Source organism: Bradyrhizobium sp. USDA 372 (genome assembly GCF_053629095.1).
In genome coordinates this window covers 3,498,712-3,515,725 of sequence record NZ_JBRJHR010000001.1, presented here as the reverse complement: position 1 = coordinate 3,515,725, position 17,014 = coordinate 3,498,712, and the positions used below count along the sequence as shown (strand labels likewise).

The following is a 17,014-nucleotide window of genomic DNA, read 5'->3' as shown; positions in this document are numbered from 1 at the left end:
ACCACCGCGGGCCTTCCAGCACCCGGCCGTTCGGGGTGTGAGGGATTCGCGGGGGGCTCGTGGCAAGATTCGAATCCTTTGAAAGAGTACAGGCGCGCGTCAGGACCACGCTTGGCCGCAACGTCCGAGAGCTGCGGCTCGCTCTGGGACTGTCCCAGGGCGAACTCGCCGATCGAGCCGGCACCCGTCGGGCGTTCATCAGCGACATCGAGCGCGGCGAGACCAACGCGACGCTCGATTCGATCGTGCGGATCGCCCTGGCGCTGCGGGTCGAGACCCACGAACTGCTGAAGCGTCCGAACACCAAGCTTGCCGAATAGACCCGGCCTTCCGCCAGAGATCGCTAGACGTACATCGAAAGATACCTACCGATGACGTTGACTCGAGTTCAGTACGCTATAGCGTACACAACATCTCGATGCAGGCGGCACCAATTCGATCACGGCGCCAACGAGAAAAGGAGGCTGCCGAGAGGAAACGAAAGTCCAAAGGCCCCAATTCGAACCATCAGCAGGAGGGGAGCATGCGCACCCACAGATTCCGTCACCAGGCCGCTCGTACGTTCTTCATCAATCCCAAATGCGACATGGCTATAGCGGTGAATCATCCGCTTCTGCTCCATGCCTTGCAGCAGGCCGCACTCGATCGATCCGTGCGGGCGATCCATCAGCAAGCCGGTCCCGAGATCGATTGTCCACAAGTCTCGCTGGCCGGCGTGGTGCTGGACCGCGTGGACGGGAGTTTCCTTCTCGGGGTGCACGAGATCCGACCCGAGCGCAGCGTCGAGGAGGCGGCCACGCTCGAATTCGTCCTCAAGCGCCACGGGCTTCGCCTGCTCGAACGCGACGCCACGGACGTCCGGCAGGAACCCCTGTTCTCGAACGCGCGCCTCGCATGGTCGTTCGCGCGCTATCATGTGCCGATCACCGACAGGTTGAGGATAGCTCTGGCCTTGGAAGACGGCGGTCCTCAGTCGGTCCTCGAGCTGGAGGAGCGCGCTCGGCCGACGTGCGACACTTTGGCCGCGGTCTGTGCCCTAGCGTGCCAAGATCTGGTCGGGATCAACATCAGCCGCGATCCGCTGGGACCCAGAACGATCGTATTTGCTCGGTAGCGGGCTTCGCGGAATCAAAAGCAACGCTCGGGCCTGGAGAGAGATATGCACAGCGGCGCCCTCAATTGCGTAGTGTCCAATGGAGGCACGAAGCGCAGCGATGTGTCCCGTAGCGAGAGACATGGATCGGCAACTCGGGCAATAGGAGCTGTCGCATGCTCTTGGTGACGATCGAAGTGGTACCCGGGGGTTTTGAACCTATGAGCCGGAAGATCGCATCTATGCGGATCTCAAACCTGTCGAACCTCCACCAAATTTCGGATTATCAAGTCGAGGCGACGGAGAACGCGAATCCCTTGGCGGGCACGCCGCTTCGGACGACGGAATGCATGGTGAGAGACCACAACCGCCGTCAAAGCGTCTGGGCTCTGCTGAAGCGTGCTTGCGAGGAGATTTTGAAGGAAGACGACTAGTTCGTCGTCGGATCGCAGTGGTTTCGGGCGGCGGCCAGAGGATCACGGTCCGCATACGGAACGATAACAGACGGCGATACGCATCTTTCGCTGGGCGGTAAGATGTCCGTATCCATGTCGTTCGAAAGTGGAGTGAAAGAAGAATCGTTCGTAGAATGCCAACAGGGCATTTACCGGTTCCGTGCGATCGGTCCCACCCGCTCTAGTTGAGTTTCGCCCTTTCGTGCACTTTATCCATTTACACCAAGGAAACCATGCCGCACGGCATTCTTCCCGAATTCCGGGCCAAGACCGTCCGATTCGAAAGCGGCGAGCGATTTCCCGTGGTCGTCGACCGGTCAGGCATGCCTCTGTGGGACTCCGTCGCCTATCTATGGAGGCGGCGCATGAGGGGGCGTGCGGTGAACACGCTGGACGGCAACGCACGTACGCTCGCGCTGGTGCACAATTTCCTTCGTACGCGCGACATCGATTTCCGTGTCCGGGTGCGGAAGGGGCGCGTTCTCGACGGGGCGGAGGCCCTTGAACTCTCCGAATATCTGAGGACCATCGGACCGCGCACCGCGGCCATAATCGAGCGAGCAAAGGAGAAGAATCCGAATATTTCGGCGCCCGATACGGTCGAAGGGCAGGAATGGTACCGTCGGTGCCGATGCGCCGCCAGTTACATCAAGCAGCTCGCAGGCGAGGCCAGAGACCAAGCCGATCTTACCGCTATCGAACGCACGAGCGTGACGGAAGAGATCGAGAACGCAACGCTGCTGATAGTGGATGGCGTCGTGGCACGGAAAAGCGGTCCTCAACCTGCCCTCACGCGGGAGCAGAGGTTAGTTCTACTAGAAGCGATGCTGCCAGGTTCGGCGACCAATCCCTTTCAAGCGGCGTATCAGTTCCGCAACTTCGCATTGATCAGCACCTACTGGGAAAACGGGCTCCGCAGGTCGGAGCCGCTCGGATTGATGGGGAAGCATCTTTCGCCCGGGGGTGGGCCACCGATCTTGACGCTGGAGCGTCGACCCCACGAGCGCCAAGACATCCGCGCGCGGGCGCCGTCCGTCAAAACGATGCCGCGTCTCCTGCCGATCACCACGCTGCTGCACAATGTGCTGTGGGAATACATCACCGACCATCGTCGAAAGCTGGTCGCCGAACAGGGCGGCGCGGCCGCACTGCGACGGTTGAAGTCGCACGAGTACATCTTCGTCAGCTCGCAAGGTGGACCGCTTTCGCTTTCGGCGGTCTACAAGATCTTCGATGCGCTTCGGATGCGTACCGAGGGGTTGCCTCTGGGCCTGACGCCGCATGCGTTGCGCAGAACCTGGAACGACATGTTCACCGAACTGGGACAGGAGAGGCTCGGGCCCAGGGAAACGGAAATTCGGGAGTACCTGATGGGGTGGGCTCGCGGCAGCCGACAGCCCGCGCACTACGCGCGGCTTTCCGCCGAACGCGAGGCGGCGCGGGTCATCGTTGAGATGCAACGGGAGTGGATGGCGCGACGAAGGGAGATGGAGCAATGCAAAAAGACATAGTCCGAGACATCGCCAATCGTCCGGTCGACTGCTCGATCGACGAATGGAAACTGAACACTCCGGGCCACGCGCTCACGCTCGACTGGACGAAATTGGAGCGCCTGCCGCCTCCGATACTGAAGGCGGCGCGAGAATATGCGCGAAGCCGGATCCGGGTCTGGGCCCCTCCCACCGTCCGCGGGCTGTTCTACATGTACGAGCTCCTCGCCAAGTGCCCCGGTTTCGAACAATTCGACGGCACGATGAGGTTCAGCGCCTTCGAGGAGCTGCGGCAAGACAGGCGGGCAGGGAGCGCCGAACTGACGCGCTTTCGGAACTGGTACCGATGGTCGGCGGCCTCCAAATACCCCGGCTTCGATAACGTAGAGGCGGGGCTTCTCAAGAGGATCAAGATCCGCGCCAATCCGCATGGACGGACCGCGCGCAAGAAGGACCCCAACCAGGGACCACTCACCGATCGGGAGCGCCAGGATCTTTTCGACAAGGCCCTCGGAGCGTCGGACGAAGATCTCGATCTCGACGAGCGCGTCGCGATCCTGCTCGGAATGTCGCTCGGTACGAACTCGGGTCCGCTGTCGCTGCTCCAGGTTCAGGACTATTGCATGGAGACCGCGGGCGCGACGACGTACCACATCCTCATGGTGCCGCGACACAAGAAGCGCCTTCCGAAGGAGCGGATGGAGTTTCGTCCTCGCCAGATCGACGGCGACTGGGCGCCGTATCTCCAGCGACTGATCGACCGCAATCGAGCCATGGCCGACGGTCAGTATCGCGCGTGGTACGGCCGTGACCGCCCGGCGGAGGTGGCCATTCCGATCTTCATGCGGGACGAGAAACGGGAGGACCTGACGCCCTCGATGTCGGAGTACGCGCTGCATCTTACGCCCCTCGAATTCTCCCAACTGCTGCAACGCGCGTCCGATCGCCTCGACGCGCACTCGCGCGACGGCAACCCGCTTCGTCTCAATCAGCGCCGGTTCCGCAGCACTTTCGTAACGAACCTGATCGCCAGCGGCAAATCGGCACGAGCTGTGGCCGACGCGCTCGATCACCTGTCCACCGGTGCGATCAAGCACTACGAATACGCCAACCATCGCATCGTCGAGAAGCTCGATGTCGCGGTCGGCGATGCCATGAAGCTCGTCGCGGGAACTTTTCTGGGCAATTTGGTCGAGAAATCCAGCGAAGCCGATCGGCACCGGCCGGCATCCAGCCGCATACCCTATTTCGACCGCGAGAACGATCGCGGCGAGGACCTCGGCAATTGCGGCAGCAGCGGCGGGTGCGGCCGTGCCATGCCCTACGCCTGCTACGTCTGTCCGCAGTTCGAACCATGGATCGGCGCGCCTCACGAACGGTTGCTTGCGCAGCTCGAAGCCGACCGCGACCGCCGAAAGCATAGCAAGATGGACCCGCGCATGGTCGCCATTCAGGACGCCACGATGGATGGCGTGCGCGCGGTCATCGCCGACATCAAAAAACTCAATTCAGGAGCCGAATGAATGGCCAGAGATGTCGTCATCGCGCTGGACCCCGGGTCGACCCGCGGCGATCCGAAAGTCAACCTTGCGCGGCTCGAGGAAGCGGCGCGCCTGAGCGGAGCGTTCGGAGCGGATCTGCAATTCGACAAGAAGCGCTGGGAAATCAAGGCCGCTTCCGCGGGGCGGAGGCGGGTCAACCTGTGGTTCACGGTCCACAGGAACGGCGAGGCTGCGAAGATGGCCGCCTCGCGTCGCAAGCTGCAGGAGCCTTTCGCAACGCTATTGAAGTCCATCATTCGTCTGTCCGAAGCGGCGGATCCGAACGGCGGTCCCGAGAGACACCTGGCCTTGCTGCGGGCAGGCCGCTACTTGCACGACCAGCTCGAGGATCTGGCCTACGATCCCGTCCGGTTGACTACCGACCACTTCGTTCAGGCCGAGCTGGCCGCCGTACGCCGCGAGGACAAGGAGTGGTCGCATGTGGCGATCGCGGAGAACCTCTTGAAACTCGCATCGCTCGCCCGCGAGTACCGGTTCACGCTGGCGGACATCGACTACGTTCCCGAGACGCGCCCACCCGATCAGGAGCATGAGGGTCCCCGCAATCCAAGGGATCCGGATGCTCTGCCCAGCGCCGCTGCTCTGGAGGCTTTGCCCAAGATCGCGCAGATGGTGAAGGATCCGGCGGACGTCTGCATGATGCGCACCATCGAGCTGCTGCACTGCGCACCCTGGCGGATCGGCGAGGTTCTGTCGCTCCCGGCCGACTGCGAAGTGGTGATGTCACCAGAGGGGCGGCTGCTCACGACCGATGACCTGGATTCGGGCGAGACGGTCCGATACGGCCTACGCTACAAGCCCGAAAAGAATCCCGATCACTCGTCGGACATCAAATGGATTCCCTCGGCCGCCGTGCCCTTGGCGCGGCGGGCCCTACTGGACATCAGGAAGCACTCGGCCTCGTCCCGGGAGATCGCGGCCTACATGGAAAACAATCCCAAGAGGGCCTGGCTACCCGCAAAATTCCGGGTTCGGAAGCGGCTGTCGATCGATGACGTCGCCGCGATTCTCGAAAGATCGCGGAACGCCGCCTACGAATGGCTGCACGCGAACGGGATATCGATCCGCGGGGCGAACGTGAGTCCGGACGAACTCGCGCGGCGGATGTCCAAATCGCCGAGCCACAAGGCGAAGGAAAGGGCCTTGAACCAGCGCGTCCGCACGCTGTTGGGAGAGCATCCCGTCGACGAACCGATGGAAGTTTCCAATCTGAAGAAGGTGGTCGGACGCGAAGTCCATCGCTGGCTCAGAAACAAGCATGTCACGGTGTACGAGGAAAGCGTTTGCCGCGAAGACGTCGAAAAGCGGATCCGGGAGATGAATTGCCTGACCACCGATTTCGAGTGGAAGCTGTCGGAATGCCTCTTCCTGTTTCCGAAGCTGTTCTTCTGGAGGGAGCGGCCCTTCCGGTCCACTGTCGCGCTTATGAACAACGACCAGCTCCGCTTCTTCATGACGGGCGAGAAAGAGAAGGATGCGAAGGGCGGGCGCAAATACGGCATCTTCAAACGGATGGGGTTCACCGAACCGGACGGAAAGGACATCCACCTCACGAGCCACATGTTCCGCCGCTGGCTCGCGACGCTCGCGCTCAGCCGCGAAATGTCGGCCGAGCAGGTGCAGAACTGGCTCGGACACGTCACCGGCCGGCCGCTGCGGGCGTACGACCACCGGACGCCCGACGCCCTCGCGGAGAACGCGAGAAAGGAGCTGGGCCAAGGCAGGGGGATCGGGGCGATGGCCGACATCGCCCGCTCCAAGACGCCGCGCGACCGGGACACGTTCCTCGAGGCGGTCCTGGCGACCGCGCACATCACGCCGTACGGCATGTGCGCGCGAGATTGGATATCGAGTCCGTGCCCCCGTCACGGCGCCTGCGCGGCCTGCGACAAGCACACCATCCTGAAGGGCGACCCGGAGCACCGCGAGGAGATCGTCCGCAGCCTGCGCGAAAACCGTATCCTGCTGGCGCGGGCCAAGGCCGAGCAGGAGGACGGCCAGGCCGGCGCCGGCAACTACGTCCGGCATCTCGAAAGGGAGATCGCCGCCCTCGAAGCCGCCCTGGCAAAGCACGACGATGCCTCCATCCCGGAGGGGACCCTCGTGCAGCTCGATCTGCCGGCGATCCTGGCCGGCGAGGAGGCCACTCGATGAGGTCCGCCCGCGAGGCTTCCGTCGGCGGCTCCGGACACCGGCTGAAGGGCAAGATCCCGCGGATCGTGACCCTGTTGGAGAACTGGAGGAGGCCGAAGATCACCTGGCGCGCCGTGGTGGAGCACGTCGAGACGGAGCTCGGATTCCGGTTCAGCCGCCAAGCGCTGGAGGCTCAGGAGGACATCCTGGACGCCTATCACGCGGCGAAAGACCGGCTGCGCAAGGGGGGGCCGCCGCCGGCCAGGCGGAGGAGCGAGGCGGAGCGGATCGCGGCGTTGGAAGCCCAGAACCGCAGCCTCCGCGAGGAGAACGACCAGTTGATCGAGAAGTTCGTCAGGTGGGAGAGGAACGCCAGCAAGCATGGGTTGCGCGAGGATCAGCTCGAAAAACCCCTGCCCGTCGGCCGCTTGTCGAGCGACTACCGGGCGGAGCGCCGCAAGCAGAAGGAGGCCGAGAAGGCGAAGCAACTGGTGAAGAGGCAGGCGCTCGTGCGGGCCGTCTAGCGAGCGACTTGGGGACGCAGAAATGCCCCGGAGCCGGCCGGCTCCGGGGCATTTCTGCGTCCTGAGAACGCGACGCGGTGCTTTACAAATCCGCGTAAACCACCACGGTGAGCACTACATGCGTAGTGCTCACCAATTTTGTCAAGAAAGGCAGCGCAGTCCGATTTTCCCGGTATTGTAAAACTGCTCCGCGAAAATCTGTAAGCTTTCATTTTGTAAGTTTGCAGTCGGTGACGAGTGCGGGCGGACGGCTTTGCTTCTATACGTCTCGCCTCGCGACGATTTCAGGCAGGCACCGGCTGGGTCAGACAACGGATGCCGCCGCCTCCGCGTAGGATAGTTCCGATTTCGAGCATCCTGATCTCGCGGCTGAGGAAGCGTGCGGCGAGGTCCGGGCGTGCGGCGTAGTCGCCGGCGGGATCCACAAAGCCGGCGGTGATCACCCCGCCACGTGACGAAGAAGGTGAGATAGGTGGCGGCGCCGCCGTCGGGTTCGTCGGCAAGACGGCTGCGTCCGGCGCGACGACCCGCCGGACGGCAAAAAGATGGCCATCGGTGGGCGACGAGATCGCGTTCGCGTTTCCGGCTTCCGCGACCGCGTCCGATTGCCTCGGCCAAAAGGGTGCCGTCGGGGCGAAGGAGAGATACCCGTCCGTCCCGAGGTGATCGGCTCGCCCTGGTCGCCTTCGAGCCAGATCGTCGTATGCATGCCGAGGGCGCGGACGGTCGCCGAGATGCCGGCCTCGGAAAGATGGGGGTTGCGCGCGAGCAGGCAGGTGCGGGTCGCGACCGCGAGCCCGCGCCCTTCGAAGGCGCCGCCCTCGCCGACGAAGGGCACGCCGATCACTGGCATGCCGAAGTCGAAGGTCCGTTCCAAGCGGTCGCCGGGAACGGGAGAGGCGGCGGTGCGAGTTATGCCAGCCCTTGAAGAGGTCGATCGCGATGGTCTGTCGCCCGCGCTTGGCGAACACCGGGGCGATGTCGCATCCAGACATCCTCGACCGGCGTCGGCAGGATCTCTACCTCGGCGCCCTCGAAGCGGACCCGGGGGCGCCGAGGAGGGCCGGCGGCGCGAGCAGCGTCACCGGCTCGTCCTCGGCGATGGTCCTGATCACGGTCTCGAGCTCGCTCGACGCCATCGCGGTCGCCTGCCCATTCGCGGTGGACCGCCCGAGCCATCACCGTGCGCGCGTGCGGCTCGAAATCGGCCAGAATGCGGACCCGGTCAGTCATTTTCCTTGCTTGAACTTGTCCTTCAGCCAGACTTGGTGGTCGGCGTGGCCCCAGCGTCCGGCGCGACTCGGCCAGAGTGCAGGGCGAGTAGCAGAGCAGCTTCTCGTAGCCCGGTTTGCGTTCCTTGATCTTGGCTTCGGCGCCATCCGGCGCGTCCCGGGCGACGCGCAAGTCCACGCCGGAAAGGAAGCAGGCCGCGCATACGCAAACTTCTCTGGGGACAATTCCCGATTGGCGCATCTTGAGAGCTTAGCTTCCCACTGCGGTTTGCCCGCCGCTTTTCATCCAGCCATGCTGATGATCAGCCGCTGATCAGATAAAGCCGGCGGTCCTAAAGCTGGAGTGCTCGCGAGCAAAGTGCTCCGCGAACGAAGGAGCGACGTCATGATCGGCCGCAAGTACATGATCCTGGATACGCGTGCGAAGGCGCTCGCGCTGGATGAGCACAGGGACCCGCTAAGGTTCGTCTCGCTCGATGAGGCGCTGACGAAAGCCATCGAACTGCGCGGCCGCAAGTCGGCCGAGGCCTTCGCCGTCGTCGACGACCTTGGCACCAAGTGGATGTGGTCGGCGAAGAAGGTGCTTCGGGTCGCGTTGTCGTACGATACGAAGCACGTAATCGACGAAGCGATCGACGTCGACTGGAAGAAGATCAGCAGCATCCGGCAGATCCGGTGCAGGCCGGACGGCATGGTGGAGACGTCCCACAACATCCGACTGCCTGACGGGCCGCCGATTCCCGTCATGCTTCACGGGCGCTCCATGGGAACGACCACGACGCAGCGCTGGACGGACAAGCCCCAGTGGATCGAGCGGGGCGCCCTGAGCTCTTATGTCGATGCCCTGCCGACCCGGGTTCACAAGCTGGAGCAGCGCGCCATCAACGAGAAGGCACGAGCCGAGCGCGTCGAGCAGAAGGCCCGGCTGCAGCTTGCCGCGTATGAAGCCGGCGAGGAGATGACGTGCCAGCTCTGCGGTCGCCGCATCTGCGCCAAGTTCGGCGCGATCGCGCACCACGGCTACACCCGCCCGGGCGATGGCTACCAGACCGCATCGTGCGCCGGCACGCACCACAGCCCCCTCGAGGTCACGAACGATGTGCTGCTGAAATACATCCGCAAGTACGAAGCGCGTTGCGAGGAAACGAAGCGCCTGATCGCCGACGTCAGTGCCAATCGTGCCGAGGTCGTAGCCACGATCTCGCCGCACTGGGGCGAGCGTCGGAACTATCCGCACATGTTCCGCTTCACCGCGGACAGCTATGGGCAGGTGGCGGCGGCGAGTGAGGGCAAGCTGTCGGAGCACGTGTCTTTCTCCGATCGCAAGAAATACTATGTGGCCGAGCTCGAGGGCCGCCTGCGCGACCAGAAGGCCGTTTTGGCTGAACTCCGCGAGCGCAACGCCAATTGGAAACAAGACGCGCGTCTTCGTCGACGGCGAATTCAGGCCATACGCCTGCGAAAAGGTGGCTTGAGAAAGTCCGGTCCCTCATCGCCGAGAACAGAGAAGCCACGCAAAGCCCAATTGCGGGAACGATCACTCGAGGAGTTCGACAGCATGAAAGCAATCTTGATCGATCCCAATATGAAATCGGTCGCCAGAATCGACATCAGCAAGGATGCGCGGCTGAGCGACTATTTCGGAGAGAAGCCGCGGGTGGCCATGAAATTTCCGAAGGGCGACGTCTTGTTTGCCGGAGTCGAAGAGCGCGCACAGGCGTTCATCATCGGAGGATCTCGGCCGATCGCTGGACCTGGTCTGATCGTGGGCCGCTCCATCGGACCGGGGGAGCGGAGTTCAGCGCACGTGCGCTTGGACGACGTGGTCACGATGGTTCGTTGGACTGCCATCGAGGTGCGTCCCAGGGCCCCCGCCGCGGTGCGGGCGATCATGATTGATCCGGAGCAGGGTCTCGTCGAGGAGGTCATGATTCCAGCGCATAAGTAGAGCTTCGGAAAAATCTGGAACTTACCAACGAACAGGCGAAGTCGAAACTGATCGAAGGAATGGCGAGCCGAGGTCACAAGACCGACGCCGCATCGCTCTCCGCCAGCGTAAGTTTCATCATCGCAAACAAGGGCGCCGAGAACGGGTACGTCATGAGTCCTTCCCAGCCCAGTGAGGTGGTACACTGGTGGTCGCGAACCTACCGCCGGCCTTTGCGGGAATGCTCTATTTTGCGGGGTTTTTGGAGAATCCGCGGTCATCGGTCGAGAATCCCTCCCTCTCCGCCACACTTTTGGCGAGCGTAGAAGTTGCGGCAGAGGTCGCGCAACGGCTGATCGTTCAGCTTGCCAAAGCTTCCAACGCGTCGAGATCTTCCGAGGCCATGTCGTTCGGCCAGGTCGGATCGGTGCGCTGAGATGCATCGAACGACATGAAGTCCTCCCGAATCCGATTCATTTCCCAGTGATCGATACTGGTGAGCCGCGGGACGAACGCCCTGAGCAGTTCGAGGCGTCGGTGCGAAAGGCTGTAGTCCCGACGCTGTCGTCGCCGCCCTATCCGGAATACATCGCCGCCATTCGCGAAGGCGGCATCAAGGCGGTCGAGACTGCGGGCCGCAGCCCGGAAGCCTACATGCCGGCGCTGAACGCGGCCGGCATCAAGGTGATCCACAAATGCACTTCGGTACGGCATTCGCTCAAGGCCGAGAAGATCGGCTGCGACGCTGTCAGTGTCGACGGTTTCGAATGCGGCGGTCATCCCGGCGAGGACGACATCCCGAACATGATCCTGCTGCCGCGGGCGGCGGACGAACTGAAGATCCCGTTCGTGGCCTCCGGCGGCATGGCGGATGGACGCAGTCTTGTCGGCGCGCTCGCGATGGGTGCGGCCGGCATGAACATGGGCACGCGCTTCGTCGCGACCAAGGAAGCGCCGGTCCATGACAACGTGAAGCAGGCGCTGGTCAAGGCGACCGAGCTCGACACGGTCCTGGTGATGCGCGCGCTCCGCAACACCGAGCGCGTGCTGAAGAACAAGGGCGTCAGCGAATTGCTCGAGATCGAGCGCGAAAAGGGCGCAAGCCTGAAGATCGACGACATCCTCGACCAGGTGGCCGGCGTCTATCCGAAAGTGATGGTCGATGGAGAGATGGATGCCGGGGCCTGGAGCTGCGGCATGGTGGTCGGGCTGATCCACGATATCCCAACGGTCAAGGAACTGATCGATCGCATCATGGCGGAGGCGGAATCGATCATCCGCCAGCGGTTGACCGGCTTCCTCGACGGCAAGGTCGAGACGCAGCGGGCGCGCGCGGTCGCCTGACGAAGGGTGAGTTGGGAGCACAAGCCGGACGGCGTCGTGACCTGACGCCGCAGCGGTGCGGAGAAAAGTACACAAGGGAGAAAGAGCATGCCTGTCGTCGGTAGCCATCAATATCCCAGCATGGAATCCGTGATCTACGGCAAGCCTGCGCCGGAGGCGCTGCGGGAGGAGGCCGAGCGCCTGGGCGCCAAGCGCGCCTATCTGATCGCAAGCCGCACCCTCAACACCACGACCGACGAGATCGAGAAGATTCGGTCGGCGCTCGGCGCACGCCATGCCGCGACCTTTGATGGGGTGCCGCAGCACACGACGCGGGACGTGGTCACGCAGATTGCCCGGCAGGCCAAGGACGCCCAGGCCGATCTCGTCGTCGCGATCGGCGGCGGTTCGGTGGTCGACGCGGCAAAAATCGTGCTGATGTGCATGGAGCACGAGATCTTTGAGCCAATGGGGCTCGATGGCTTCGAGACCACGCCGGACCGCCGCTTCGGGCCGTTCCGAACCCCGAAGGTGCGGATGATCGCGATTCCGAGCACGCTCTCGGGCGGCGAATACAATTCGGGTGCGCTGGTCACCGATACCAGCCGCAAGCTTAAGCAGATATTCAATCATCCGATGATGATGCCGCGAAGCATCATCCTCGATCCGGCGATCACGAAATACACTCCCGAGAAACTGTGGTTGGGATCCGGCACGCGTGCGATGGATCACGGCATCGAGGCGATCTGCTCCAGCCGTCCCAATGTGCTCGTCGACGCCGTGTGCCAGCAGGGCTTGCGCTATCTGCACGACGGGCTCCGGCGCACCAGGGACAATCCGAACGACGAGGCGGCGCGGCTGAGCTGCCAGTTGGGGTCCTGGATGTCAGCCTTTGGATTGCAGTCGCGCGTTCCGATGGGTGCCAGTCATGCCATCGGCCATGTCCTCGGTGGGACCTGCGACGTGCCGCATTATTTCTGCACGGCCGTGATGATGCCGAGCGTGCTGCGCTACAATCTGCCGGCCACGCAGGTGGCTCAGCGATCCGTCGCCGCCGCGCTCGGCGCGCCCGGCCGTGATGCCGGCGAGGCCTTCGCAGCCTTCATCGCGGAGCTCGGCCTGCCGCGGCGGCTCGCCGACGTCGGCGTGGCTGAGGACCGCTTCGAGCTGATCGGCAAGAACGCCATGCTATCGATCTTCACGCGGGCCAATCCGCAACCGATCCGTGAGCCCGGCGACGTCGTCAAGATTCTCAAATTGGCCGCCTGAAGTAGCGCCAAGTTTTCATGGCCGACCGGACGGAAGGCCGCGCTCAAAAAGCAACCTTGGAGGAATACGCGATGTTTAGAGGCATCCGACTCGTTTGTGCACTCCTGATTGCGACATCCGCGCCCTGCTGGGCAGCCGATCCGGTCGGTGTCACCGCGACAAGCATCAAGATCGGCGGCATCTTTCCGCTCAGCGGGCCTGCTTCTTCGATCGGCCAGGTCGGGCATGGCGTGCTGGCGTATATGCGGTCGGTCAACGATCGCGGCGGCATCAATGGACGCAAGATCGACTATCTGATGCTGGATGACGCCTACAGCCCACCGAAGTCGGTGGAGCATGCACGGAAACTCGTCGAAGGCGACGATGTCGCGTTCATGTTCAGCCAGCTCGGTACCGCAGGCAACACTGCCGTGGCAAAATATCTTGCTGCCAAGCGCGTGCCGACGATCGCAATCGTCACAGGCGCAAGCAAGTTCACCAGCGTCAAGGACTATCCGCTGACCACCACCGGCCTCGTCAGCTATGACACCGAAGGAAAGATCTACGCCAAATATCTGACGCGCGCGTTGCCCTCGGCGAAATACGCCATTCTCTACCAGAATGACGATCTCGGCCGCGACTATGTCAACGCGTTCAAGGCCGTTCTCGGCCCCGAGTTCGACAAGCGCGTAGTCACCGCCAGCTACGAAGTCACCGAGCCGACGATCGACTCGCAGGTCGTGGCGCTGAAGAGCTCGGGTGCGCAGGCGCTGTTCATCGCAGGCACGCCCAAGTTCGCCGCGCAGGCGATCCGCCGCGCGGCCGAGACGGCGTGGAAGCCCACGATCCTGATCAATTTCCCGTCGTCGTCGATCGCCGGAACGATCAAACCGGCAGGGCTCGAGAATTCCGTGGGCGTCATCGTCGGCACCTTCAACAAGGATCCCAACGACGAGAGCTGGAAGGACGACGAGGCAATCAAGGCCTATCGCGCCTTCTTCGATCGGTATCTGGCAGGCTCCGATATCACCAATACGAGTTATCTGACCGGCTATCAGCAGGGCATGCTGCTGGAGCAGATCCTCAAGCAATGCGGCGACGACCTCTCGCGCGAGAACGTCATCAAGCAGGCGAAGTCGCTGAAGAACTTCACGTTGTCGACGGCACTGCCGGGCATTCGGATCAACACCAGCGAAGCCAACAACATGGTCTGGACGCAGCTGCAACTTCAGCGATGGACCGGAAGCCGGTGGGAGCCGTTCGGCGGGATTCTTGACGCAAGCTCGGAGTAACCCATTCCCCGCGTGACTTCTCGGCCTCGAGGCGAGGACCGGCGAGGGCGGAGACGATCAGGAGGACGCCATCATGGCCGACTTGCGGATATTCTCCTACTTGCCGAACCCCCGGGTCTGGAAGGCAACCATCGCAGCGCGGTTCTGCGGTGTGGAGGTCGAGGTCAGGGGAGCTCCGCCCAAGGAGCTCCGGGACTGGTTGTGGGACTATGACGCCCATCCTTTGGCGGAGCATGAACGCGCCTCGCTATCTTCGCTGGCGCGAACCGGTCGCGTTGGGCTGACCGGTTCGCAACTCTTCAAGACCCATGCGTTCATGGCAGCGCAGCCGTTCGGCAACGTGCCCGCCGCTTTCGGGCCTGACGGGACAACAGGGATATTCGAATCGAACAGCATCATGCGGGCGGTGGCACGGCTCGGCGCGGCGAAGTTCGCGCTCTACGGGCGTGACGCCTATGAGGCGTCGAGGATCGACAGCTTTCTCGATGTCAGCCTGGTCTTCGCCAGGGATTCGCAGATTTACCTCCTGGCACTATCGAGCGGCACGGTCGATGCCGCCGTCCATGCGCGAGCCCAGGAGGCGTTTGCGATCTATGCTTCGGGCATCGAGCAGGCGCTATCGCAGCAGCGCGAGGCGCTGGTGGGCACGGGGTTATCGCTGGCCGACATCTGCTTCGCCGCGGAGCTTGCGCTTTTCATGAACGAGCATGCGCGGGCCAATCAGTTGCGCAAGCTTGGGCTGGAGAGGATCCTCTATCCGGCGGTCCAAGATGACTATCCGCTGACTTTTGCTCATTTCTCCCGTCTCGTCGAGCACGTGCATTTCCGGCCTGATCTAAAGCCATACGTCGAAAAGCTGTTGTCGAAGGCCGCTGCCTGAGCAGCCGGCCGAGCGAGGAGGACTGATCGCATGACCGCGCCTGTCTGCCTGATATCCGGTGTCGGCCCCGGCACAGGTTCCGCTCTCGCAAGGCGATTTGCCGAGAGCGGCTATCGCGTCGCCTTGCTCGCCAGGAACGAGGAACGTCTCGCCACCCTGGAGAAGGAACTGCCGGGCGCCAAAGGATTCCGCTGCGATGTTTCCGATCCCGACCAAGTCGAAGCGATCGGAGCCGCCGTGGAGCGTGATCTCGGCCATCCCACGGTCGTCATCCACAACGCCGTCGGCGGTGCGTTCGGCACCTTTCGGGAGATCGATCCGGCCATCCTCAACCGCAATTTTCAGGTCAACACGATGGGGCTGTTGTATCTGGCTCGGCGATTGACCCCGGCGATGATCGCGGCCGGTGCGGGCGCCATCATTGCCACCGGCAATACCTCGGCGTTGCGTGGCAAGGCTGGCTTTGCCGGTTTCGCGCCGACCAAAGCGGCGCAGCGGATCCTGGCGGAGTCCATGGCCCGCGATCTGGGGCCGCAAGGAATCCACGTCGCCTATGTCGTGATCGATGCCGTGATCGACCTCGAATGGACGCGAAAGCGGTGGCCGGAGCGGCCGGATGATTTCTTCATCAAGCCGCAGGCGATCGCGAGCGAGATTTGGCATGTCGCCCACCAGGACCACAGCGCTTGGTCGTTCAATGTTGAACTCCGACCGTTCGGAGAAAGTTGGTAGTCGAGGAGTGTCGCCGCCTGACTGCAGGTTGTGAGGTGCCTCGTGAGCTCGAATGTCCTGCGCAACATATCTGCAACACGGAGCGGCTAAGTCATTGGCGTTCCAGTCTGCTAATCGGTTTCCTAAACCGTAGGTCGCATGTTCGAGTCATGCCGGGATCGCCAGCTTTTCCTACGCTAGAAGCCCAATAGAATAAGCCATTTCCTCATTGTACGCGCTTCGTTCTGTCGCTGATTCCAGCGCCAAGAGGCGATTCCGTATGCTCCGTCCGGTTCGTGGAATTACAAGGGGTTACGCGGCAGGACATCGGCTCCGTGCAACACGGATGCAACACGAGACTGGCGGCATGTTCGTCCTTCGTCCTGTTACTGCTGCGCGCCATAGAGCCGGATTTCTCGCGCGAGCAGCAAAGCGTCGTCGAGGGAGTCCGCACCTTGAGGGCGAGCTGCAGATTCCATGTCCCATTGCTTGACGTGTCACCGGGGCCAACAAGGCAGTCGCGCCGCGGTTTCCCGAACTCTCCGTTCTGCTGTTGCCGACGCGATTAGACTGCTGGGATCGCTCAACAGCCATGCCTAAACGCGCTTTCGACGCGTTCATCGTCAACGGCGAAGGCGACAAGGCCCAGTGGACAAAGGTTGGCGCCGCTTGGGGCCATGAAGACCGACAGGGATTCAACTTGGTAGTGACACCTGGACTTTCGGTGTCGGGAAAAGTGGTGCTGCAAACGCCGGGCCCTACCGCCCGTCCAGCGGGCAATTAGTCCGTTCGGACGAGGTTTCCGGTGCAGACCCCGGCCGAGCACTTGAAACGAGCTTTAATGCGTTCCTAGACGCTCTCTCCGCAGCCGGTCTGCCTGCATGGCAGGTGGAGAGGATCGCCAATGGACTAGATTGCCTGATCTGCGCGGCGGGCAGCGACCTGAAGGCGCTCCAGGCTGCTTTGGTGGACCCTGGCCGCCGGCAAGGGGTCCAAGCCGCTCTTCTTTTGCTTTCACGAATTTAGAGGTCCCCCGGTTCGGGGGCCTCTTCATTCGGCGCGTGCAATCGAAGGGCGATCCCGCCTTGACGATACAACCGCCCGTCTTTAGGCTTTTAAGTCTCGCGGGGGTGAGGGCATGAAG

14 protein-coding genes, 1 tRNA gene and 1 pseudogene are annotated in these 17,014 nt (G+C 62.8%); 15 read left to right on the top strand and 1 reads right to left on the bottom strand.

Going from position 1 to position 17,014, the window contains the following annotated elements:
* Positions 1-59: 59 nt before the first annotated feature.
* From AB7M16_RS16745 to AB7M16_RS16715, 7 genes are all read left to right on the top strand, one after another.
* Positions 60-320 (top strand): helix-turn-helix domain-containing protein, encoded by a 261-nt coding sequence (locus tag AB7M16_RS16745; protein ID WP_354268590.1) that lies wholly within the window; start codon positions 60-62, stop codon positions 318-320.
* A 203-nt stretch (positions 321-523) separates the two neighbouring features.
* Positions 524-1,114 (top strand): hypothetical protein, encoded by a 591-nt coding sequence (locus AB7M16_RS16740; RefSeq protein WP_453944556.1) that lies wholly within the window; start codon positions 524-526, stop codon positions 1,112-1,114.
* A 155-nt stretch (positions 1,115-1,269) separates the two neighbouring features.
* Entirely contained in the window at positions 1,270-1,527 is a 258-nt protein-coding gene (locus AB7M16_RS16735) for a hypothetical protein (RefSeq protein ID WP_453944555.1), read from the top strand.
* A gap of 254 nt (positions 1,528-1,781) precedes the next feature.
* Positions 1,782-3,059, top strand: a complete 1,278-nt coding sequence (locus AB7M16_RS16730) for a hypothetical protein (protein WP_453944554.1) — start codon at positions 1,782-1,784, stop codon at positions 3,057-3,059.
* Positions 3,014-4,561 carry a hypothetical protein gene (locus AB7M16_RS16725; protein WP_453944553.1) on the top strand — a complete coding sequence of 516 codons (1,548 nt, stop codon included), beginning with the start codon at positions 3,014-3,016 and terminating at the stop codon, positions 4,559-4,561. The genes AB7M16_RS16730 and AB7M16_RS16725 overlap by 46 nt, the downstream gene beginning before the upstream one ends.
* Positions 4,562-6,754 (top strand): hypothetical protein, encoded by a 2,193-nt coding sequence (locus AB7M16_RS16720; RefSeq protein WP_453944552.1) that lies wholly within the window; start codon positions 4,562-4,564, stop codon positions 6,752-6,754.
* Positions 6,751-7,257: a hypothetical protein gene (locus AB7M16_RS16715; RefSeq protein WP_453944551.1), complete on the top strand. Its 507-nt coding sequence runs from the start codon at positions 6,751-6,753 to the stop codon at positions 7,255-7,257. The genes AB7M16_RS16720 and AB7M16_RS16715 overlap by 4 nt, the downstream gene beginning before the upstream one ends.
* Before the next feature lie 439 nt (positions 7,258-7,696).
* Here AB7M16_RS16715 and AB7M16_RS16710 read toward each other — a convergent pair whose 3' ends face one another.
* Positions 7,697-8,110, bottom strand: a complete 414-nt coding sequence (locus tag AB7M16_RS16710) for an agmatine deiminase family protein (RefSeq protein ID WP_453947206.1) — start codon at positions 8,108-8,110, stop codon at positions 7,697-7,699.
* 71 nt (positions 8,111-8,181) lie between these two features.
* Between AB7M16_RS16710 and AB7M16_RS16705 the strand changes: the two genes are divergently transcribed.
* From AB7M16_RS16705 to AB7M16_RS16670, 8 genes and pseudogenes are all read left to right on the top strand, one after another.
* Positions 8,182-8,802, top strand: coding sequence for a hypothetical protein (locus tag AB7M16_RS16705; RefSeq protein WP_453944550.1), 621 nt, complete (start codon positions 8,182-8,184; stop codon positions 8,800-8,802).
* A 72-nt stretch (positions 8,803-8,874) separates the two neighbouring features.
* Complete coding sequence (locus AB7M16_RS16700) at positions 8,875-10,437, top strand: hypothetical protein (protein WP_453944549.1); 1,563 nt, start codon at positions 8,875-8,877, stop codon at positions 10,435-10,437.
* 534 nt (positions 10,438-10,971) lie between these two features.
* Positions 10,972-11,760 (top strand): annotated as a pseudogene (locus tag AB7M16_RS16695) (NAD(P)H-dependent flavin oxidoreductase); the annotation flags it as partial.
* 87 nt (positions 11,761-11,847) lie between these two features.
* Entirely contained in the window at positions 11,848-13,008 is a 1,161-nt protein-coding gene (locus AB7M16_RS16690; RefSeq protein WP_453944548.1) for an iron-containing alcohol dehydrogenase, read from the top strand.
* Positions 13,009-13,079: 71 nt separating this feature from the next.
* Positions 13,080-14,279 (top strand): ABC transporter substrate-binding protein, encoded by a 1,200-nt coding sequence (locus AB7M16_RS16685; RefSeq protein WP_453944547.1) that lies wholly within the window; start codon positions 13,080-13,082, stop codon positions 14,277-14,279.
* 199 nt (positions 14,280-14,478) lie between these two features.
* Positions 14,479-15,159, top strand: a complete 681-nt coding sequence (locus tag AB7M16_RS16680; protein WP_453944546.1) for a glutathione S-transferase — start codon at positions 14,479-14,481, stop codon at positions 15,157-15,159.
* A 30-nt stretch (positions 15,160-15,189) separates the two neighbouring features.
* Positions 15,190-15,891, top strand: a complete 702-nt coding sequence (locus AB7M16_RS16675; protein WP_453944545.1) for an SDR family NAD(P)-dependent oxidoreductase — start codon at positions 15,190-15,192, stop codon at positions 15,889-15,891.
* Between the two features lie 96 nt (positions 15,892-15,987).
* Positions 15,988-16,055, top strand: a tRNA-Ser gene (locus tag AB7M16_RS16670).
* Positions 16,056-17,014 lie beyond the last annotated feature (959 nt).